The organism is Paenibacillus sp. 32O-W, assembly GCF_007679495.1.
Taxonomy (GTDB): Bacteria; Bacillota; Bacilli; order Paenibacillales; family NBRC-103111; genus Paenibacillus_L; species Paenibacillus_L residui.
Window position 1 is genome coordinate 22193 of the sequence record NZ_VEGP01000048.1, and the last position, 20315, is coordinate 42507.

General features: G+C 48.3%; 17 protein-coding genes and 2 pseudogenes. 4 read left to right on the plus strand and 15 right to left on the minus strand.

All coding sequences use genetic code 11. From position 1 onward, the window contains the following. Positions 1-4: 4 nt before the first annotated feature. Both FS806_RS17585 and FS806_RS17590 read right to left on the minus strand, forming a co-directional pair. Positions 5-991: an ABC transporter permease gene (locus FS806_RS17585; protein ID WP_144939241.1), complete on the minus strand. Its 987-nt coding sequence runs from the start codon at positions 989-991 to the stop codon at positions 5-7. Between the two features lie 3 nt (positions 992-994). Continuing rightward, entirely contained in the window at positions 995-1207 is a 213-nt protein-coding gene (locus FS806_RS17590; RefSeq protein WP_144939243.1) for a hypothetical protein, read from the minus strand. A gap of 609 nt (positions 1208-1816) precedes the next feature. Here FS806_RS17590 and FS806_RS17595 point away from each other — a divergent pair. After that, positions 1817-2857 carry a hypothetical protein gene (locus FS806_RS17595; RefSeq protein WP_144939245.1) on the plus strand — a complete coding sequence of 347 codons (1041 nt, stop codon included), beginning with the start codon at positions 1817-1819 and terminating at the stop codon, positions 2855-2857. A 120-nt stretch (positions 2858-2977) separates the two neighbouring features. Here the strand turns inward: FS806_RS17595 and FS806_RS17600 are convergent, their stop codons facing one another. The 6 genes from FS806_RS17600 to FS806_RS17625 all read right to left on the minus strand — a co-directional run bounded on the left by FS806_RS17600 (position 2978) and on the right by FS806_RS17625 (position 11128). Next, positions 2978-4693 carry an ABC transporter ATP-binding protein gene (locus FS806_RS17600; RefSeq protein WP_144939247.1) on the minus strand — a complete coding sequence of 572 codons (1716 nt, stop codon included), beginning with the start codon at positions 4691-4693 and terminating at the stop codon, positions 2978-2980. Positions 4694-5087: 394 nt separating this feature from the next. Further along, positions 5088-5843, minus strand: a complete 756-nt coding sequence (locus FS806_RS17605; RefSeq protein WP_144939249.1) for a class I SAM-dependent methyltransferase — start codon at positions 5841-5843, stop codon at positions 5088-5090. A 106-nt stretch (positions 5844-5949) separates the two neighbouring features. Continuing rightward, positions 5950-6942 carry a YecA family protein gene (locus FS806_RS17610; RefSeq protein WP_186328412.1) on the minus strand — a complete coding sequence of 331 codons (993 nt, stop codon included), beginning with the start codon at positions 6940-6942 and terminating at the stop codon, positions 5950-5952. Positions 6943-7299: 357 nt separating this feature from the next. Next, entirely contained in the window at positions 7300-8361 is a 1062-nt protein-coding gene (locus FS806_RS17615; RefSeq protein WP_144939253.1) for an LLM class flavin-dependent oxidoreductase, read from the minus strand. Between the two features lie 680 nt (positions 8362-9041). Further along, the gene (locus tag FS806_RS17620; RefSeq protein WP_144939255.1) at positions 9042-9827 is read right to left on the minus strand and encodes a class I SAM-dependent methyltransferase; all 786 of its coding nucleotides are present in this window, start codon (positions 9825-9827) and stop codon (positions 9042-9044) included. A 422-nt stretch (positions 9828-10249) separates the two neighbouring features. Then, positions 10250-11128 (minus strand): pentapeptide repeat-containing protein, encoded by an 879-nt coding sequence (locus FS806_RS17625; RefSeq protein WP_144939257.1) that lies wholly within the window; start codon positions 11126-11128, stop codon positions 10250-10252. A 361-nt stretch (positions 11129-11489) separates the two neighbouring features. Here FS806_RS17625 and FS806_RS26270 point away from each other — a divergent pair, with 361 nt between their 5' ends. Further along, positions 11490-11675 carry a hypothetical protein gene (locus FS806_RS26270; RefSeq protein WP_222126702.1) on the plus strand — a complete coding sequence of 62 codons (186 nt, stop codon included), beginning with the start codon at positions 11490-11492 and terminating at the stop codon, positions 11673-11675. A gap of 157 nt (positions 11676-11832) precedes the next feature. On the opposite strand, the gene FS806_RS17630 is transcribed toward FS806_RS26270, so the two are convergent. The 5 genes and pseudogenes from FS806_RS17630 to FS806_RS17650 all read right to left on the minus strand — a co-directional run bounded on the left by FS806_RS17630 (position 11833) and on the right by FS806_RS17650 (position 16431). After that, positions 11833-12720, minus strand: a complete 888-nt coding sequence (locus FS806_RS17630; protein ID WP_222126703.1) for a hypothetical protein — start codon at positions 12718-12720, stop codon at positions 11833-11835. Between the two features lie 77 nt (positions 12721-12797). Further along, a complete protein-coding gene (locus FS806_RS17635) occupies positions 12798-14195 on the minus strand; it encodes a sensor histidine kinase (RefSeq protein WP_144939261.1) in 1398 nt (465 codons plus the stop codon). 2 nt (positions 14196-14197) lie between these two features. Further along, positions 14198-14844: pseudogene (locus FS806_RS17640) on the minus strand (response regulator transcription factor). A 149-nt stretch (positions 14845-14993) separates the two neighbouring features. After that, positions 14994-15359 carry a MazG-like family protein gene (locus tag FS806_RS17645; RefSeq protein ID WP_144939263.1) on the minus strand — a complete coding sequence of 122 codons (366 nt, stop codon included), beginning with the start codon at positions 15357-15359 and terminating at the stop codon, positions 14994-14996. A 124-nt stretch (positions 15360-15483) separates the two neighbouring features. Continuing rightward, a complete protein-coding gene (locus FS806_RS17650) occupies positions 15484-16431 on the minus strand; it encodes an aminoglycoside phosphotransferase family protein (protein ID WP_186328413.1) in 948 nt (315 codons plus the stop codon). Positions 16432-16816: 385 nt separating this feature from the next. Between FS806_RS17650 and FS806_RS26815 the strand changes: the two are divergent. After that, positions 16817-17002 (plus strand): annotated as a pseudogene (locus tag FS806_RS26815) (hypothetical protein); the annotation flags it as partial. A gap of 193 nt (positions 17003-17195) precedes the next feature. Here FS806_RS26815 and FS806_RS17660 read toward each other — a convergent pair. Further along, positions 17196-18659, minus strand: a complete 1464-nt coding sequence (locus FS806_RS17660; RefSeq protein ID WP_144939268.1) for a protein adenylyltransferase SelO — start codon at positions 18657-18659, stop codon at positions 17196-17198. Positions 18660-18837: 178 nt separating this feature from the next. Here FS806_RS17660 and FS806_RS17665 point away from each other — a divergent pair, with 178 nt between their 5' ends. Further along, positions 18838-19683: an SDR family oxidoreductase gene (locus FS806_RS17665; RefSeq protein WP_144939270.1), complete on the plus strand. Its 846-nt coding sequence runs from the start codon at positions 18838-18840 to the stop codon at positions 19681-19683. A 104-nt stretch (positions 19684-19787) separates the two neighbouring features. On the opposite strand, the gene FS806_RS26820 is transcribed toward FS806_RS17665, so the two are convergent. Next, complete coding sequence (locus FS806_RS26820) at positions 19788-19910, minus strand: hypothetical protein (protein WP_260982151.1); 123 nt, start codon at positions 19908-19910, stop codon at positions 19788-19790. Positions 19911-20315: the final 405 nt, after the last annotated feature.

The window sequence follows — 20315 nt, forward strand, 5'->3', positions numbered from 1 at the left end:
TCCTTTACCATAAACTCGTACCCGTTCTGCGGGCGAGACGGTTAAAGAATAGAAGGATGACGAAATTGACGACGGAATTAAACAGTCCCACTGCGGTGGAATAGCTGTACTGCCCGGACAGAATCCCAATCTCGTAAACGTAGGTTTGAATGACCTGGGAGGACTCCAGGTTCAGCGGGTTTTGCATCAGCAGTATTTTCTCGAACCCGATCGACATCATGCTTCCCATGTTTAAGATCAATAGAATAATAATCGTCGGCAGAATTCCGGGAATATTGATATGTCTTATGCGCTGCAGCCTGGATGCGCCGTCCACCTTGGCCGCCTCATGGAGTTGGGGATCGATTCCGGCCAGCGCCGCGAGGTATATGATGGCTCCCCATCCGAGGTTCTGCCATTCTCCGGAGAAGACAAAGATCGTTTTGAACCAGGCCGGGCTCGTCATAAAGTTAACCGGTTCCAAACCAAGCCATTGAAGAAAGTGATTGACTATCCCGGTATCCGGATCCAGGAAGGCGATGATCATCCCGACAAAAACAACTACGGAAATAAAGTGGGGAGCATAGGTGATCGTTTGGGCAATTTTCTTGAACGAGCCGGATTTCAATTCGTTAAGCGATAGCGCGACAAGGATGGATACGGGGAACAAAGCCAAGCCGTACAAATTAATGGATAGCGTATTCCAAATCAAGTCCCAGAAGAAATAGGAGTCAAAAAAACGTATGAAATGATCGAATCCGACCCAATCGCTGCCCAGAATTCCTTTTGCGGCTACAAAATTTTTGAAGGCGATTTGAACACCGTACATGGGATAATATTTAAAGATTAAAAAATAGATTAAGGCAGGAGCGAGCAGGACATACAGCTGCCAATATTTCAGCATTCTCTTCAGCTTGGGATGGTTATGCCGGGGCTGCGGGGCCGGTAGAGCCTTCCCTGCAGGATTTATGGCGGCATGCGCTCCCACATTTGTGCGGTTCTGTCCATTCATGCTTTATCGCTGCCCCTCTCTTATCGACGGACGATAACCCTCGACAGAAATATATTCCGGACGGCCTTGGCCGCCAGCCTTTAGCCGGATGAATGTGGATTCACGGCCTGCTTCAGCATACTTATGGGCTGCATCATAGGCTGCATGGTAGGCTGCATCATAGCCCGCTTGATTTTCGCCATCTCCGCAATGCGCACCTGACACGACTAAATGCATTTCCATTCCTCCCGTTGTTGTAATCCGCCCTTTCCCGGTCACTACAAAATGTTTGCGCTGCCAATTTTGCTTGCGAGGCCTGCCTATTATTCAAATATACGTTGTACTTAGAAAAAAATTATTCGCGAAAGCCAATTTTTTTTAAAACAAATTTACATGGTTAGGGAGGTTAAATACTTGGCAATTAGTCTCGGGAATGAATCCCTATGCGATTACAAATTCCTGAGAAATACAGTTTTTCCGGATCGAATTCAAACGCTCGAGGGAAAGCCTGCGATTATACAGCAATTTCGGTATGGAAGCCGCCTGTTTTTCACTGGAATGAGAAAAAGGATGTACTTTGGCAGGAATTGCAGCGGAGAAGGAGCATACCGCCTGAAAAGCTGCAGAATTGCAGGCTTTCTTGGTCGAATTGTTCACATCGCCATGCTAGACTGATAAAAAAGGCTCTGATATAGCCTTGTGAATACCCTACTAAGTGACGCGTTATCTTCGAAGCTTACTCAGGTACTTTGCGGGAGCTCTGGGACTGAAGATGAATAACCCAGTATTTGAAATAAATGAAAAAAATACCACTATTTTATCCACTTTGGTCAAAGGAGGGTAACTATGAAGATAGGTTCGGCAAGAAAGGCCGCGGCGGAGTGGGTTACGAAGCACGCCAGTCGGGACGCGGGATTCCGGGGAGCGTATTTCAGCGGCTCCACGGTTGGGCTGCCGGATGACGCAGAGTTGTCTGCCGCTTCCGACATCGACGTCGTTATCGTCACTGCGCAGGACGAAGCCCCGCCTAAGCTGGGGAAGTTCATCTACCGTGACACGTTAATAGAGGTCACGTATCTGTCCTGGGGCCAGCTCGCCTCCGTCGAGGAGGTTCTGACGTCCTATCCTCTGGCAGGCAGCTTCCGCATGGATACGATTATAGCCGACCCGACAGGCCATCTGCGCAGACTGCAGGCCGAAGTATCTCGCCGCTTTGCGGAGCCGGAATGGGTATGCCGCCGTTGCGAGAACGCCAGGCAGAAGATTGAGAACGGACTACGGACGGTCGACCCTTCCGCTCCGCTGCATGACCGGGTAACCGCCTGGCTGTTCCCGACCGGCGTGACCACGCACGTCCTTCTTGTGGCCGCGCTTCGCAACCCCACGGTACGGCTCCGCTATCTCGCTGCACGCAAAGTCCTGATTGAGTACGGTCATGACCACCTCTATGCGGATCTGATCAAGCTGCTCGGCTGCACTCATCTGACCCCTCAGCGTGTGCAGCATCATCTGGACGGGCTTGCCCATACTTTCGACGCCGCGTCGGCCGTTGCCAAGACGCCGTTTCTCTTCAGCAGCGACATCACCGCCGCAGCGCGGCCGATTGCCATCGATGGAAGCCGCGAGCTGATAGAGGCGGGCTATCATCATGAAGCCGTCTTCTGGATGGTCGCCACCTATGCACGCTGCCACAAGATTCTGGCCGCAGACGCCCCAGACCTGCAGCGTACTCATTCTCCCGCCTTCCACGCGGTCCTTGCAGACATCGGCATCACCTCTACGGACGATCTGCTCGGTCGTGCCGAAGATGTCGTCCGGTTTCTCCCCAGGCTCTGGGAGACGACAGAGGCCATCCTGTCCGCTAACCCGGACATCCGGGCCAATTAATCCGCCTCTAAGCGTAAGAAAACGGCAGCGCGCGCCGGGAGAGGCGCGCGCTGCCAAAGCTTCAATGCTGACTTCGAAGGTTTACGTCACTTTTTTGGGGAAATACGATGAATTCGACGGCTACTCCGATATTGCTTCAATAGAAGCTTTTTTATGCCAAAGCTCTTTGAAAGCCCCACAATGGTCCATTAAATAATCAAATTTCCCTTCACCGATCACAGAGCCCTTTTCCAAGACAATGATTTTGTCTACCTCTTTAATGGAATTCAACCGGTGCGCAATAATGATCACTGTTTTGTTCCGGAATTCGTTCAGGACGGTCTCCATAAGGTTTGCCTCCGTGAGATTATCCAGTGCGGACACGGGCTCATCCAGGATTAACACATTTCTTCTCTGCATAAGGATTCGGGCGAAAGCCAATCGCTGCCTTTCGCCTCCGGATAATTTGACGCCTCGCTCACCCACCCATGCGTCCAATTGACCGGGTAACTTCAATACCGTTTCCTTCAAATGAACTTTTTCCAAAACCGCATAGATCTCTTCGTCCGAAATCGCCTGATCAAATACAATATTACCCCAGATGGAAGTATCGAAAATCGGTGTATCCTGCGACAAATAAGAGATATGATCGTAGTAGCTGTTCAGGCTTAGATCGTCAATATCCGTGCCGTCGATCAGGATTTGACCTTCTTCCTTTTTCAATAACCCCGCAATCAGTTTAATCATCGTGGATTTGCCGCTCCCGCTCAATCCTACCAGAGCAACCGAAGTCCCTGCTTCAATGGAGAAGGACACGTTGGACAGCGCCTTTACTTTTCCATAATCAAAGGATACCTTTCGGAATTCGATTTTGCCTTGAATATCGGCCGCTTCTTTGCCGGCTTCCAAATTTTTATCTTCCGGGGCATTAATAAAATCCTCCAGCCTCTGATAGGCCACCCTGTTAAGCTTGTAATCCACAAATAGTACATTAAAAATAGCAATGGGAGAATAAATCTTCTCAATAAAAAGCAATAATGCGACTACCACCCCAAGCGATGTGTCCCCTGCTAAAGCGCCTTGTATCCCATAAACCAATACGACGATCTTAACGACCGTGATAAACCATTCAAAAATTGCGAAGAAGGCTTCATGGATCATTTTTAATCGGGTGCTTGTATTAATGATGCTGCGTGCCGTTTGGCTTAGCTTGTCGATCTCTTTCCCATATCTCTTGTTCGTTCTAAACACGACCAGCTCCATGAATCCCCGTACAGAGTATCTGGACAGCTTTTCTTGTTCTTTGAGTATCGTTGATTTCATTTTGTACAAATATTTGAGCAGCAAATGGGTGATGAGAAAGATGACGACATATCCGCCTGCTATCACCAGCATAATCCTTAGGTCGTAGAAGCTAATGAATACTAAGCTGAACATAATGGTTGGCAATAACTCATGCATCGTTCGGAGAAGGAAGGAAAAGAGGATGCCGCTTCCCGCTATTGCGCCATTTTCGATTACCTTTATCATCTGGCCGGTTCCCAGATCTTGATACGCTTGATAATCAATCCTGGATATTTTGGACAAGGCCATAATTTTCAATCTTTCGGTGAGGCTGTTCGATATATGTGTACTTGGATATTCGTCCAAATAATTGAGGATCACCGTGCTTCCCAGCAAGATCCCATAGACAGCGATTAAACCCGTTACCTCATCGATATGCTTCGCCGCCACAGCCTTGTCTAAGATTTGTTGGAAAACGACAATGCCTGAACTGCTTAAAAACTGTATGGCGAAACCTATGAAAAGATATAGAACCACCCACCACTTCAGGTGCAAAAGACACTTTTTTAACATGCTCGTCAATCCCCTATCTTTTAATTGAAATAAGGATAAACGGCTATCGCCGTCCTTAGGACGGGCGCGTTTACCGATGAAATATAAAAAAAGCCAGGGTCCCCCCTCGCCGTTTAACTGCAAAGAACCACGGTAAATCAACGCATGGCTTTAGCAATAAAACAGGCTGGTGCCCTGGCTCATAGGAGCTGTCCGACACCATTCGAAGCACTAGTTGGTTTACGATCCAAAGGGCAGACTACCCCCTTGATGGCTGCACGCGTTTGTTACCCAGCCCGATCACTAGTTACTTCGAACGATGCGGAAAGACATCCACTTCACCTCAATTAAAAGATTACCCCCATTATAACTTTGGAAGAGGGGGTTCTCAAGATTTTATTGGTATTCAGTCCCGCTAAACCTCGCCCCAGATCACGCGGGTCTCATAATCAATAGCCACCTGACCATTCACATTATTCCTGTCAAATAGACCTCGCAGTTCGCTCACCATGTTCTCGTAATTCGGATCTCCGGGGACGAGACTGGAGGAAGATGAATGCAGCCGACCGAGCAAGCCTTCAAAATCAAACGCTTGTTGATTGGTGAACCGGGCTTCCTGCATGGTCCCCGGCTTGAAAAAGGAGGCCAAGCCCTCTAGCGAAAGGTCCCTGTCCTTCTCGGGTTTATAGTCGTTACCGAAGGTTTGGAGCAGCCGTTCATACTCTTCCCTGAATGGGGTTCCGTGGGTAAGCCGGGAATTCCAAATGAGGGCGACCTTCCCGCCGGGCCTCAGTATCCGTCTGAATTCAGCACGCGAGGCAGTGCGGTCGAACCAGTGGAACGACTGGGCACAAACGATAAAATCAACGGACCGGCTCGGCAGTCCTGTCTCCTCAGCAGCCCCCGGCACTATGCGAAAATGAGGTTCGCCGCCAAGCATATTTTCTGCAGCTTCCCGCATCTCCTTATTCGGTTCAACTGCCGTTACCTTGCTCCCCCGCTCCAGAAGCAGCTTGGAAAAAATCCCCGTTCCCGCGCCGATATCCGCCACTTCGCCATTCTCCGGCAATCCGGCGGTGTCGTACAAATATTGAATCGCTTCTTGCGGGTAGCTCGGGCGATACTTCACATACGAATCAACCCGGTTCGAAAATCGTTCTTTGCTATTCATTCAGAACCACTCTCCCCATCGATTGCTAGGCCAAAACAACCTCCATCCTCTAACTCAGCCATACAGCTAAACCCACTCCATATGAGTGGGTTTGACATATAACGTGTTAATTCATACAGCACTTCTTATATTTTTTTCCACTGCCGCATGGACAAGGCTCGTTTCTGCCAATTTTGACGGATTTCGCTTGCGAATACGATACCCCCATGCCCTGAGTCTCCGGCTTCCTGGACAGGCTTAATTCAACGGGAGTATGTCCGCGATTGGACCAGAGTCTCGTATGATTATGGACATCTGTAATGAGCGAGATCAGAATGTTCACTTGTTCCATATCGTCGAAGATGATGTTTCTTCTCTCGAATTCATGGATGATCGATTGCAGCGGCTCTTCCATGGAGCAGGCCAGCTGAATGTCATCGATCAGATCCTCCACGAGCTCCCTATCCCGAGAGAGATTCTTCAATATAAACTTCTTCAATTTATTTAATTGAGGTGTCATTTCGAAATAATCTGATTCGGCATATTTCAAAAAGGTCTCCCGATCCGGAGTATAATAAGGCTTAAAAAGGGTACTGTCCATAAGTTCTTTCAGATCATCGAAATCCCTGAAATAATCACTGATCAGATAGCCTTGCTCCATCCAAAAAGATTGGGGTCTGGCCAAATGAAAGAAGATGATTCCCTTGAATTCCTCTTCGTTTAACGGATCCTGGTTTTGTTCTATATACAGCTCGAACAATCGCTTGATCTCCACATAACCATAGAGATTAACCGCCGCCAAACAATATTGAAGCACGGCCTCATAACGCTCTCTTTTATAAAGGAAAGCTTCGGATTGCACTTTATTATACGCCTCTTGGATCTCCTCCGGTACGACATAGAACATCTTCCCCTGATCATAAAAAGGAAAGAGAAGACCATTGCTCATTAAAAACAGATACTCTGAAGGCTTCTTGCTATTAAGCTGCATGGACACCCTGCCAAGCAGCCTTTCGAATAACTTCCATTCTTCGTGATTAGTTAGCACAAGGCTTGCCTCAACATATTCCGGGTCGACTAGACGTTCCTGAAGCTTCGAGGCCAGTTCTTGTTTATTCATTTTGGATCGTCCGGAGAGCTGGCAATTAGAAGCAATAGCGGATAACCTTTCTTTAGTTAAAGATGGAAGGATATCGGATAGTCTGAAAAGCACCTCGCCTTTTATCGCATTGGCTTTGTTGGCCTTATCATAATATTGTGAGAAATCCATGATAACCTCCCTATCGGATTTTCTATAAATCTTAGATTTGAAACAGGCTGCTTCAATATTCGACTTCACCCAGGCTTGTCTGCTATATTGACATGATTACAATGGCGGAAGCTGCCTGTTCTTTTATCGTAACATAAAATCTGCTGCTCATTATATATTTCTACCGAAGTATAAATTAGCAATATATTTCCATATCACATTCGCTAATTATTTTTTATCTTCGCCTGCCGCTTCCCATCTGGAGATTTCCTCCCGAACCCGAGGAGCCACCTCGGTCCCCAATAACTCGATCGCCCTCATGACGTCCTCATGCGGCATCGTGCCAAGGGGTACATGCAGCATGAAGCGGGTTATGCCTACGTTCTTGCGAAGGTGAATGATCTTCTGAGCGACCGTCTCCGGATCTCCTACATACAGCGCTCCTTCGAAGCTTCGCGCGGCATCGTAGCTTGCCCGGTCGTAATGCCCCCATCCCCTCTCCCGTCCGATCACGTTCATAGCCTGCTGGGTCGATGGGAAAAATTTGTCGGCCGCCTGTTCATTATCCTCCCCGATGAAGCCATGGGAATGTGACGCTACGGGCAGCTTGGACGGATCGTGGCCGGCCTTGGCCGCCGCTCTCTTATAGAGCTGTACGAGAGGAGCAAACTGCACCGGGCGGCCTCCAATGATCGCGAGAACCAGAGGCAGGCCGAGCATACCCGCGCGCACAACCGACTCCGGAGTGCCCCCGCTGCCAATCCAGACCGGAAGCGGATTCTGAACCGGACGCGGATACACTCCCAGGTTGTTGATGGCCGGACGATGCTTGCCGCTCCAGGTCACTTTCTCGGATTCGCGAATTTTTAACAGCAGCTCCAGCTTCTCATCATACAGCTCATCGTAATCCTGCAAATTATATCCAAACAACGGGAACGATTCGATGAAAGAGCCCCGTCCAGCCATAATCTCTGCACGCCCGTTCGAGATGCCATCCAGTGTGGCAAAATCCTGGAAGACGCGCACGGGATCGTCGGAGGAAAGCACGGTGACCGCACTGGTCAGCCGAATACGCTGCGTCTGTGAAGCAGCAGCGGCCAGTACGACGGCGGGGGAAGACGCCGCATAATCTTTGCGATGATGCTCGCCCACGCCAAAGACGTCCAGCCCCACCCGATCGGCCAGTACAATTTCCTCGACCACTTCACGCAAGCGCTGCGCATGGCTTATCACTTCGCCGGTCTGTACGTCCGGTGTCGTCTCTACAAATGTGCTTATTCCTATTTCCATTTATTCTTCCTCCTTGCGGTTTCATGTTCAGTTCTCTCCGACGCTATGGAAGCAAAGCTCCGTCCAAGAGTAGTATCTTTATTTTGAGGCTTTCCCATACTTATTTCAAGTTAGTAAATATATTTTTGATAATACCGCCGCCTAAACGACTTTACCACACAGTAAATATATAGTCTGCCTTATCATGTCTGGACAAAAGCATAGCTACTCTTAAACTATGTCTTCATTTTCACCCTTCTGATGTGGTGACGTTTGACGGTACCGGTGACGCTTTTCCGACTTCGACTATCTCGAAATCCGTCTATTTTCATTTTCTGCCGGTGGCGTGCAAACAGTCTACTCGCAGTTGGCGCATCTAACTGTATTTTATACAGGCAGTTTTACTGGATTTTAGATACTGGGCGTCTAACTGGATTTTATACAGCTAGTTTGCTCCTCTGGAGCGAAAAGGCGGAAACTAAATGCAGCTAGTTTGTGTAAAAAAGGCGATTTCAGCAAGATTCCTTGATTCTAAATGTAGTTTTTCCATTTACTTCAATTACTTCCCACCATTCGCTTGAATTTACCTGCATAAATTACAGTTAGTCCGTCGCCCCATCGAATGCTTTTTACGCCAATCGGAGAGTTGCTCTTTTTAATAGTAAAACAGGACCATCCGAATAGATGGCCCTGGATACATTTTATGCAGCTTTAGCTTGAATCAAATAATAAAAGCCCGTCGTCCGGATTCCTTGTTCGCTCGCATGCTTCTCAAATTGGGTAACGATTCGATCATAGCAGGTTTCTCTGACATAGCGGGCAAATGAATCACTCTGGCCGAAGCATACCATAGCAAATATATCTTCAGGAGTCGGAATCCATATGGTCTCCTTCAAAGTAGTTAGTTGAATATCGATCAAGCCGCTAGTTTCCAGCCGCTCCTGGATTCTGTCCAGAGTCGGGGTGCCTAACTCAGGAGGAGAGAATAATCCGGGGAAGCATAACCCCAATTCTCCACCTTCTCCGTTGCCGTCTCCGGGATGGAATAATAGAAGCGTTCCCCCGGACCGAACTACCCGGTTCCCCTCTTTATACCAGCTGGTCGGGCCCTTCTTAGTATAGGCACAGTCGAAATAATCATCTGGAAAAGGAAGCCCGTCATGTGTTCTTCCCGCTACGTACCGGACATTCGGTTTGCGGGTTTGCTCAGCCGTTCGGATAAACCCCTCGGTCATGTCATACCCGACCACTTCTTCGGCCAGTTCCGTCCATCGATTCGTATACTCCCCGTGACCGCATCCGACATCCAGAACTTTGCCGTACAGCACGGAAGATAGCTTATCAGATAAAACGTCCTCGGCCGCTGTCCCTTCACAAATGCTTCTCCACGTAAACTCATACTTGCCCGTCTTGGCGGCCAATTGATTGCACCAGGCCAAGGTCTGCCCTCGTAAATAGTCCGGATGCTGCGTCAGATCTGGAAACATAGATTGGCACCCCCAACATCAGATTTGCCGGCCGGCACGATTAAGAATACGGGATATTTTGCTAAATGTGTAGACTTATAATGATCCGGAAATTATAATATTATTATAGGGAACCGGGATAGGTACCCTCTGCTTAAAATCACCCAAAAAAAACCAAAAGACACTGTGGCAGTGTCTTTTTTTGTTGCCACTTCTGCTTCGAATGTTGCAAAACAATCCCTTTTACGCGTACTGTAAGGTAAACCAGGCCTTTATTCCCGATTCGAGTTTATGGATCAACAGGCTTCAAAATCCCGCTTTTTCAGTATCTGATGGTGCTGCACAAGGCGGCATAGGCTGCTACCTTCGTTCAAATAAAGCGATTTCACCCATTTGTCACAACAGCAGGTGGATAAGATCCGATTGGCTGAACCCCGCACACTTTATCTTCCGCTGGAGGACCAGTGTGCAGGGCGAGTGAGCGACTTGGGCAGCCTGGTATCGGCATCTCCCTTCGCTGAATTAAGCTGGGGCTGAGTGAGAAATATACTGCCGGTAAGGTCAGCCCCTCTTAGATCGGCGTCCCGCAAATCGGCTCCGATCAAGTCGGCGCCTCTCAAGTCAGCGCCACGGAGGTCCGCCGCTATCAGGTAGGCGCCCCTCAAATTGGCCCCCCTTAGGTCGGCGCCCCTCAGCTTGGCCCCGATCAAGTCAGCACCCCGGCCGTACGTCTTCCGGCGGCTGGCAGAGCCCTTCTGCGATCGGATAGCCTCCGCCCGCACAAGCTCGCTGGTCCGAAGCAGGAGGTCATTCACCTTGGCCCGATGTGCCGCGATGTCCAATTCCATGATGGAGCCGGAATCCAGGTCGGTGAGTCGTTCGGTCTCGTCGAGAGCTTGCGCAAGCTCCCCATGAATCGGACTTGCCGACGGTAACGTCAGGGCTTCGTTCAGATACCAAAGCAGCTCATGGAGCTGCCGCATGATCGGAAACACCTCGAACATGAGCTTCGCGGACTCCGGGGCTCCCCGCCAGTCTCGCCCGCCGAACGTTATCTGAGATACCTTCTGCCCGGCGCCGAAGCAGTCATAAACCGTGCAGCCCCGAAAGCCCCTCTGTCTCAAGCTGTCGTGGATACCGCAGCGGTAATCGGATTGCAGATTCGGACAGGGGCACCCGGCATCCTTATCGATTGCGAAGTCAGCCGAAGCTGCATAAGGCAGCGCAACGCAGCACAAGCCGAAGCAGTTCTCGCAATCGCCCTGCAGACTCACGCGGCTCTTATGGGGGGTCGATGATGATTTTTCATGATTATCTGACATGGTGCGGTTTCCTCCCCTCTTGAATCTATTCCATCCTTTAACTATCTGATCTTAACGCAAGTTTCCGGCATCATCGGAGATACTTTTCGAATAGTTGAATTTTTATAGAAGTCTATGTTATTACTGAACGAAGTCTCCGTCAATTCTTTTTCCATAATGTTACTCGCTCCTATCTATTTTCACAGGTTCGATCACACGGAATAGAAACGGGACATCCTTTAAGTAATTTCTTATGTATGCTTGGGCGTAAGGTTGTTCATCCAATGTACCCTCGTTCCGAGAGAAAAGCTGCGATAATACATCTATTATGAATCGCTACCGATCGTTCGAGGGAAAAGCTGCGATTGTGCATTAATTTCGTATGAAACCGGTCGAGCGGCCATTGGAACAAGGAAAAAGATGTATTTTTGCAGGCTTTGTTGCGGAAATGGAGCATATCGACCTCAAAGGATGCACAATTGCGGGCTTTCTACAAGTTGCTCCTGCACAGAAAAAAAGTCACATCGAATTAATCGATGTGACCTCTGAACGCTTCAACAGCCTATAAAGAGCGCCCTCGAAGCCTATTTGGATATGTTGAGGCAGATACATGGTCTAACATCATCCTAAATTAAACCAGCCTCGCATAATGTTTACTATTCGCGGCAGGATGGCACGAATCATCCAATCAACGTAACCATACCATTCTGTCATGCTCATGGCGTTTACTTTATTTCCAGCAGCATAGGGGCTCCATTTTCCTCAATTTTCTTCAATAACTCGTCCGTAATAATAAATTTCTCAGTCTTCTCCTTCAGTTCCTGCTCAATCTGCTTTTCCAGACGCTCGGTTTCTTCAATCCAGCTGCTATATTCTATAGTCAGCAAGTCTTTATCGTATCTGGAGAAAGTGAGTCGAGCCACCTCCCCTTTATCCGATTTCACCTGGAAGGTAATGTCCGCATTCCTGGCCGTTGCGCCATGATTTTCCTGATATCCCTGGGCAATATACTCAACCGATGTCACTTTGCCTGATACCAATTCATATTTTTCTGCTGCGGTCTTCGCCAGTTCTTGATACTCCTGATTGTTTTTCAACAGATTGAAATCCATTCCTTCAGGAATGTCCGCCTTGTGATAAGCCCATTTCGCTATCGAATGGTTTTCCCCGGTTACGGCATCCAGAGTGAAGGTATAGGACAGCGTATCACTAATGTTAACATTAGCCTCCCAAATAGGTCGCAGTTGAGTTGTGCCGGCCGGATTATAGGTCATTTCCAGTGTTTGACCACTCAGATCTGCCTGGAAGATCCGCCATAAATTCTGACTGGCGAGCTCCGCAGCCTCCTCCATCTTCATATCGTTGACGGTGGGCTGATCCTGACCGACAAATTTTAACGCGTAATCCTTCTTTACGTAATCGTCAGGCACGTTATTGTTCACTGCCCCCGCATAAGGAATGTTGTAATTGGTAGGAATCGTTTGCGTTTTACCGATTTCCGCCGCTTTGACCGCTTGACTGATACCGCCGAATGCCAGCGCAGTCACCGCAATGGCCGCTACCGATCCGATCACCATTTTTTTCATTTCGTTACCTTTCGACGTTCCCATCATACCATCTCCTTTGAAAGATTGTGATCACAGGGATGAGTATATAAGGCTAAAGTTATCAAACGATCACGAACTTATTATTAAGTTGTAAAAGTTACCTTGGCTGTCGTTCCTATATCCGGCTCAGATGAGAAGCTCAGCTCCGCTCCATGATTCAGTGCAATCTGTTTGCACAGTGTCAAACCTAATCCCGCTCCACCCTGAGAACGGCTTCGAGAAGAGTCCACTCGATAGAATGCTTCTGTAATATGATGGAGATGCTCCTCTGTCATTCCCTTGCCGTTATCGTGGACAGAGATGACTTTTCTTCCATTCTCCAGAGTTGCGCTCAGGTGAATGATTCCATCCGAACCGCATGCTTTAATCGCGTTCTCGACCAAATTAACGAGCAGAATATGCACCAGGTCCGCATCGCACAATAACGTATCAAACCGGCATTCACAGGTCATCCGAATGCCGCGTTCCGCTGCCTTCATGGACACGGATTGCTCCACCTCATGAATCAGCTTATCTATAGGAACTTCACACAGCTCAATTTTATTTCCGCGAAGAATGGCCAGATCGAGCAGACGATAAGCGATCTTCTGGAGTCTGCGGGTCTCGGACATAATGTATTGGGCCGCGAACAGCCTGTCCTCCTCTGTGCGGGCGACCTTCTGAATATATTCCGCATATCCGTAGATAGCCGTCAGTGGAGTTCTGAGCTCGTGGGCCAAATTATCTACAAATTGCTGCTTCTGTTCAGCGGCTGTGGCCAGCTGCTGCATCTGGCTCTGAATCTCCTCTGCCATATGATTGAAACTCCCGGCCATTTCGGCAAGCTCATCGTTCCCCTTAACCTTAATCCGATTCTCGTATTGTCCCTGCGCAATGCTCTTGGAAGCCGCCGAAATTTGCTTAAGCGGCTTGAACACGCGATTCAGAACAAGCATTAAACAAGCGGCCAGCAATCCGCAAAATAACATTCCATATAAAAACAACATCACCGTCATTTGGTTCCACGAAGAGACGATGTTGGACACATCATAATAATAGGTAAGCGTATAGGTATCGTATGGTACAGGCAGGGCACCCGCTACTCTGATGTATTCCTTGCCTTCGTGCTTTTCCATCGAAACCAGACGTTCGCCCGTCTTCGGAAGACGAGAGATTTGGGGGAGCGAAGTGGACCTATCTATGAAATCGGCAAACAGTGGTTGGCCGTCCTTGGAAACCGCCAGAATCACTTTTTGCTTGCTGTAGAAGTCAAGGTAAGAGCGATAGAGCGATCCAATTCCGTCCCCTGCCGAAATCCCTCTATTCTCCAAAGCATTCAAATCCTTAGCATAAGACGATGCGATAAAATAATGCTCCCGCAGACTGCGATCCTTGGAGTTGTCCAAATTGCTCTTGAGCGTCGCGACCGATGCCAATAAAATCCCGCTGTAAAAAAACAAGAGGAATAGAATGAGCGTGAGCAAAAAAGTCCGCGATTTCACCTCTACACCTCCAGACGATATCCCAGCTTATAGACCGTTTTAATTCTGACATCCATATCCAGCTTCTTTCTCAGCTTCTGAATATGGACATCCACCGTCCTTGTATCCCCTGCATAGTCGTAGCCCCAGGCAAGCTCCAGCACTTGTCCCGGGAAAGAGCAATATTGCGATTGTTCACCAGCACTTCCAGCAAGTCGAATTCCTTGGGAGTACATTCGACCGGATTTTCATTCAGAAAGACTTGTCTGCTTTCAAAATCGATTTTAACCCCGTCCAGTTCAAAATGCTTGCTTTCCTTCTTGGTACGTCTTAATACCGCGTCCACCCTTGCCAGCAGCTCTAACATCTCAAACGGTTTGACCAGATAATCATCTGCGCCGAGAGTCAGGCCCTTCACCTTATCCGACAAGCTGCTTCGCGCCGTCAGGAAAATCGTAGGGGTCTTGCAAATATGCTGATACACCTCGTACCCGTCCATCTCAGGAAGCATGATGTCCAGCAGGACGAGATCGACCTCATGCTGTTCCAGCTCAAGTAGGGCAGCCTTCCCGTCAAATACGGAGATACATCTATGTCCCACGGATTGCAGGTTTCTTCTGACCAGCTCGTTGATTGGAATTTCATCCTCTACAATTAAAATTGTTGCCACTAGGACCAACTCTTCCCTAGCATAGCATGAAGATGTAACAGAGTTGTAAAAACCAATATCTCGGCTTAGGCGGGCCATGCTGCCGGTTCTGCTCAGCAAGAAAAAACCTCTATAACCAAACTGGTCTTAGAGGCTAGATTACGACTACCTTACTTGTTGTATCTCTTTCTTATTTCATCCAGCTTGGCGCGAAGCTCCTCTTCTAAATCGTAGTCAAAGAAGTTGGCCAGCTTACAAAGATAAGCAAGGCAATCCGCCAGCTCCTTGCCCAAATTTTCTCTGATTTCTTGTTTCGCCCGGGAATAAGCTTCGTTTATCTCCATCCCGGTTTCGGCAAGGTCCCTTGTTCTATACATCATCTTGCGAAATTCTTCGGCTACTTCGGCCACCTCGGTTGTCAGCAGCATATGGATATATAGAAGAAATTCTTTGCTGGACTGATAGTCATGCTTGTCAACCGGCGCCCATCCCATTTCCTCCTGGAAGGTTTGATACATATCTTGGACCGCTTTCATTTTGGCCTCCCTTTCGTTCATATCATTCTGCTATTATATAACACCGTTGGAACAATGGGGATAGGAATCCATAGTCACCGGCCCGACCGACCCTTCAATTAAACTAATTTCGACCCGCCTATAATTAAAGCATATCTTTTAATAGTTCTATTTCCATGTTTACCGTTTTTATTAAATGTTCGTGATAACGTCCCCAAGTCCTTCCGCATATCATCCCTAATCTTCTTACCCCTATCCATAATGCCCAAAGGTCGATTTCCAATAGATCATTATATGAGAGGGAGGTGACTGCATCATACCCCTTCGCTAACGAATCGAAGCCATAATAACGCTGACCATCATGCAATTTGAAATGCCCCAAATCATATAAAGGACTGCTTCCTTGGATCTCTCCGAAGTCAATGATCCCCGTGTATTTCCCGGCTTGCTGGAAAATGTGCGAATCATCGAAATCCCCGTGAACCAAATGGGCTTCGTGCCTGGACATCAATTCCATTCCGGAATTTATGATATTTGTGATCTGAGAGGTGTCTCTCTTACTGAAAACCTTCTGTGACAGTAAAAATAAATCCTCTTCCAAGTAGGGACAGATGTAATCCTGCAATGTTTTTTTCTCGCCTCGTAAAAAGTTGCCGTATTGCTCTTGGCCTCTTATTATCCAACCGAAGCCATCGACCTTGACCTGATGGATAACCGCAATCTGTTGCCCGGCTTGGTAAAGAATGTCCTCATATTCGCCATTGGAAATACAATCCTCTACGCTGGAACCAGGGATTTCTTTAACGAGCATCACCGACATCCCCAAGACTTCATTATGGTGTTCAAAATGGATGACCTCCGGAACCTGAACTCCCATTCGTCTTACTAACGAATGTACATGTACTTCCACGCCTAAGCTTCTCTCTTGTTCCGGAAGAACCCGAAGATACAAGGTCTCCTCACCTAATCGGATACGATAGACATAAGTGGAGACTCCGCTTAAGACCCTTTCTATTTTAAAAGCTGTAGAATTAAGATATTCCCCTACTACTTGTGCTGCTAAATCCAGACTAGGAGCATCTTTTTTGATCAAATGGCCCGTCCTCCCCAATGTATATTTATCATTACCGATAATCATATACGAAACCTATTTAGCTAATCACCGGACAGTTTTGTTATAGCTGATCATTATCGGCAGCATTCGTTGGTCCCGACAGGGATCGGTTAAAATGGATTTTATACAGTTAGTTTGCTTCCTTGGAGCTAAAAATTAAAACTTAATGGAAAAACTCCATTTATTTTAGACAAAAAGGGCGTTATCAGTAAAAAACCTCGATTCTAAGTGTAGTTTTTCCAGTTAGCCATCTCACTTTACGATGTTCGCTTCAATCTACCTACATAAAATACAGTTAGATCGCTTCCTTCCAGGCAAAAGTCATGCCCCATGCCATGCCGCTGAATCGGCATCACGCCAGCCCGGGGCCATTTTCGGATTGGGTTACTACCTTGTCGTCAGCCTGATTACGAGCGGCATGAGTTATCTTCATAATGGTTCATTATTAACGATGCCGATGTATTTTCTCGTGTTGGCTGTAATTATGGCCCTTGTAAGTCATAGGTTGGCAAGCCATGAACGAAGGTATGAACCGTTCTCGGGAACGTAAGAGGCACGATAATAAATAGAATGCCGGCATAGTCCGCGAAATCATTCGCGAGCAAGCTGGCCGAAGCTTAAATAAGGCTGCCGATCGTTTTTCCACGGCAGCCTCGTTATTTGGATATGGAACTCCAATTTGAAAATTTCGGGCGCCCTGGAATGGGCGCCCGTTATCGTAATAACCACTTTATAACCAGCTGTCATGTACCGCAAAAAGTGCGGTAAGGATGGGGGGACGGCGCAGGCGGCGCTGCATACTCAGCCTGTTCGGGGGAGTGCTTATAGGGGTCCGACAGAACATCGAGCAGACGCTCCATCACGCTGTAGTCTCCTTCCTCCACCGCCGCTTCCAACGCCTCTTCCACCCGGTGGTTGCGGGGAATGACCGCGGGATTGCTGCTTCGCATCAGCTGGCGCGAGGAGTCCTGGGATTCCTGCTGCCGGCCCAGTCTCGCCTGCCACCGCTCATGCCATGGATCAAAATCCGCGCTGCAGGAAAGGCCTGTATCCTCCAGCTTACCGAAAGTTAAGGCACGGAAGGTATTCGTGTAGTCCGCACCATTCTTCTGCATCATACCAAGAAGGTCTTCAATCAGGGCTTGATCCTCCGGCTCTTCGTTAAAGAGGCCCAGCTTCGCCCTCATTCCTGCGAGCCAGTTCCGGCGAAACTGTCCGGTAAAAGCCGATATCTCATCTTGAGCCAATTTCACCGCTTCATCCTCGTCCTCATGCAGCAGGGGCAGCAAAGCTTCGGCAAATCTGGCCAGATTCCAAGCCGCTATATACGGTTGATTACCATAGGCATATCGGCCCTGAGTATCAATAGAGCTGAACACCGTTGCGGGGTCATAGGTATCCATGAAGGCACAAGGCCCATAATCTATCGTTTCTCCGCTGAGGGCCATGTTATCGGTGTTCATCACCCCATGAATAAAACCAACGAGCTGCCATTGGGCAATCAGCCCGGCTTGCCGCTTAATCACTTCCTGCAGCAGAAATAAATAGCGATTCGGGACAGCATCGCCAACCGGAAAATGCCTCTGCAAAGTATAATCCGCAAGGGCTTGAAGATCCTGGACGGTGCCCCATCTCGATACGTATTGAAAAGTGCCGACGCGAATATGACTGGAAGCGACGCGGGTCAATACAGCACCTGGCAGCTCCGTTTCACGTTGAATCGTTTCACCGGTTGTGACCACTGCCAAACTGCGGGTGGTCGGAATGCCCAGCGCATGCATTGCTTCGCTGATGATGCATTCACGCAGCATCGGCCCCAATGCGGCACGGCCGTCTCCCCCGCGGGAGTATGGCGTCATACCTGAACCTTTGAGCTGAATATCGAACCGTTCTCCGGAAGGCGTTATTTGCTCGCCGAGCAGCAGAGCCCGTCCGTCCCCCAGCATGGTGAAATGCCCGAATTGATGCCCGGCGTAAGCTTGCGCAAGAGGCTCCGCGCCCTCGGGAATCCGGTTACCGGCAAACACCTCGGCACCCTCTTCGCTTCGCAATGCCTCGGCATTCAAACCAAGAGATGCCGCCAACGGCTCATTGAAAATGACCAGCTCCGGCGAATGTACAGGAGTCGGTTTTTGCCTAGAGAACAACCTTTCCGGCAAACGAGCGTAACTATTATCGAAGTTCCAACCTGTTTTTTCCTCTGTCATCGAATCGAATCTTCCTTTTCCTTTTGACATTTGATATCTTAATTTTACACTTTTACTGCAATAATAATCATGGGCATTATAATACTTTGCGTAGGAAAAAACCAAAAAAATTTAACCACTCATTTGCATGTACATAGGTATGGACTAATATTCCACTTGTTGGGGAGGTGCCCAAGCAATGAACATGAACGGGAAGCTGTGTCTGATTACAGGAGCCAATTCAGGTATTGGCAGAGAGACGGCGTTAGGGCTGGCAAAGTCCGGGGCGCATGTTGTTATGGCGGCCAGAGATCCGAAGCGAGGGGAAGAAGCGCAAGCGGATATCATTAAGCGAAGCGGCAACCGGAGTGTTGAATTATTAGTGGCGGATATGTCAACCAGCGATGGCGTCCGGTCGTTGGCAGAGCAATATTTATATCGGCACGACAAGCTGCATGTGCTGATCAACAACGCCGGCGGAGTCTTTAAAGACTATCAGAAGAATGCGGAAGGAATGGAGATGACTTTCGCATTAAATTATTATGCCCCGTTTCTGTTAACGCATCTTCTTCTTGACACGCTCAAGAGAAGTGCTCCGGCCCGTATCGTCAATGTAGCCTCGGAAGTACAGGCTGAAACCTTGAATATCGAGCAAATGATCGCCCCCGCTAAATACAATTCGTTGAAAGTTTACGGGGCTTCCAAATTGGCTGTCGTCATGTTCACTTATGCGCTTGCCCGCAAGTTATCCGGCACTTTCGTGACGGTCAATGCGGTGCATCCCGGGGTCATCTATACGCCTCAATCTTCGCGGATGGCCCCCTCCATATTTCGACCGCTGTTAAAGTTATTCATGTCCAGTCCGGAAAAAGGGGCGGGGCCGTCTCTGAGGCTGGCTGCGGATCCGTCGCTTGAAGGGATATCGGGCCAATATTTTAAGCAAATGGAGCAAAAGCAAACCGGCCCGTTCTCTTATGATCAACAGCAGCAGGAGAGGCTGTATGAGCGGAGTTTGAAATGGTGCGGACTAAAACCTTCGGTATAGTAGTGTGTTCATTTCTTCCCCTGCTCCGTTATTCGTTATCCTTCAGCAAGGCAACCTAAAGATGCCGGACCAACAGTGGACGGCTCGTTTAATGTGCACCAATTTCAAAACCCTACAGTCATGTAACTATAATTATGAGGGATGAGGGCAAGGATGGCTTCTTCCGCCGCCTTCATGATCTTCTCCGGATTCTTATTCTCTTGCAGCGATAATAATTCAACTTTCACAGAGCGAAAATCTATTTAAAGGTTTGGTTTGATTGGCGGAATATAAGTTTGGATATAAGTGTTACACAAATAGAAAACCATTACTTCGAGGGTCGAGATGGTCTAACTGTATTTTATGCAGCTAAATTCAAGCGAATGGTGGAAAGCGATTAAAGTAAATGGAAAAACTACATTTAGAATCCGGGCTTTTTGCCAAAATCGCCTTTTTTGTACAAACTAGCTGTAGTTTTTCCACTTAGTTTCCGTCTTTCGTTCCAGAGGTTCAAACTAACTGTATGAAATCCAGTTAGACGCGCCATTCCGTTTGCACGGCACCAGCAGTAAACAAGGATAAACGGCTATCGCCGTCCTTAGGACGGGCGCGTTTACCGATGAAATATAAAAAAAGCTCCTAACGGAGCCTCT

Excerpts from the sequence above, each read along its gene's own strand:
- FS806_RS17585 (WP_144939241.1), bottom strand. The coding sequence starts at position 991 with ATGAATGGACAGAACCGCACAAATGTGGGAGCGCATGCCGCCATAAAT.
- FS806_RS17590 (WP_144939243.1), bottom strand. The coding sequence starts at position 1,207 with ATGCATTTAGTCGTGTCAGGTGCGCATTGCGGAGATGGCGAAAATCAA.
- FS806_RS17595 (WP_144939245.1), top strand. The coding sequence starts at position 1,817 with ATGAAGATAGGTTCGGCAAGAAAGGCCGCGGCGGAGTGGGTTACGAAG.
- FS806_RS17600 (WP_144939247.1), bottom strand. The coding sequence starts at position 4,693 with ATGTTAAAAAAGTGTCTTTTGCACCTGAAGTGGTGGGTGGTTCTATAT.
- FS806_RS17605 (WP_144939249.1), bottom strand. The coding sequence starts at position 5,843 with ATGAATAGCAAAGAACGATTTTCGAACCGGGTTGATTCGTATGTGAAG.
- FS806_RS17610 (WP_186328412.1), bottom strand. The coding sequence starts at position 6,942 with ATGAATAAACAAGAACTGGCCTCGAAGCTTCAGGAACGTCTAGTCGAC.
- FS806_RS17615 (WP_144939253.1), bottom strand. The coding sequence starts at position 8,361 with ATGGAAATAGGAATAAGCACATTTGTAGAGACGACACCGGACGTACAG.
- FS806_RS17620 (WP_144939255.1), bottom strand. The coding sequence starts at position 9,827 with ATGTTTCCAGATCTGACGCAGCATCCGGACTATTTACGAGGGCAGACC.
- FS806_RS17625 (WP_144939257.1), bottom strand. The coding sequence starts at position 11,128 with ATGTCAGATAATCATGAAAAATCATCATCGACCCCCCATAAGAGCCGC.
- FS806_RS26270 (WP_222126702.1), top strand. The coding sequence starts at position 11,490 with ATGAAACCGGTCGAGCGGCCATTGGAACAAGGAAAAAGATGTATTTTT.
- FS806_RS17630 (WP_222126703.1), bottom strand. The coding sequence starts at position 12,720 with ATGATGGGAACGTCGAAAGGTAACGAAATGAAAAAAATGGTGATCGGA.
- FS806_RS17645 (WP_144939263.1), bottom strand. The coding sequence starts at position 15,359 with ATGAAAGCGGTCCAAGATATGTATCAAACCTTCCAGGAGGAAATGGGA.
- FS806_RS17660 (WP_144939268.1), bottom strand. The coding sequence starts at position 18,659 with ATGACAGAGGAAAAAACAGGTTGGAACTTCGATAATAGTTACGCTCGT.
- FS806_RS17665 (WP_144939270.1), top strand. The coding sequence starts at position 18,838 with ATGAACATGAACGGGAAGCTGTGTCTGATTACAGGAGCCAATTCAGGT.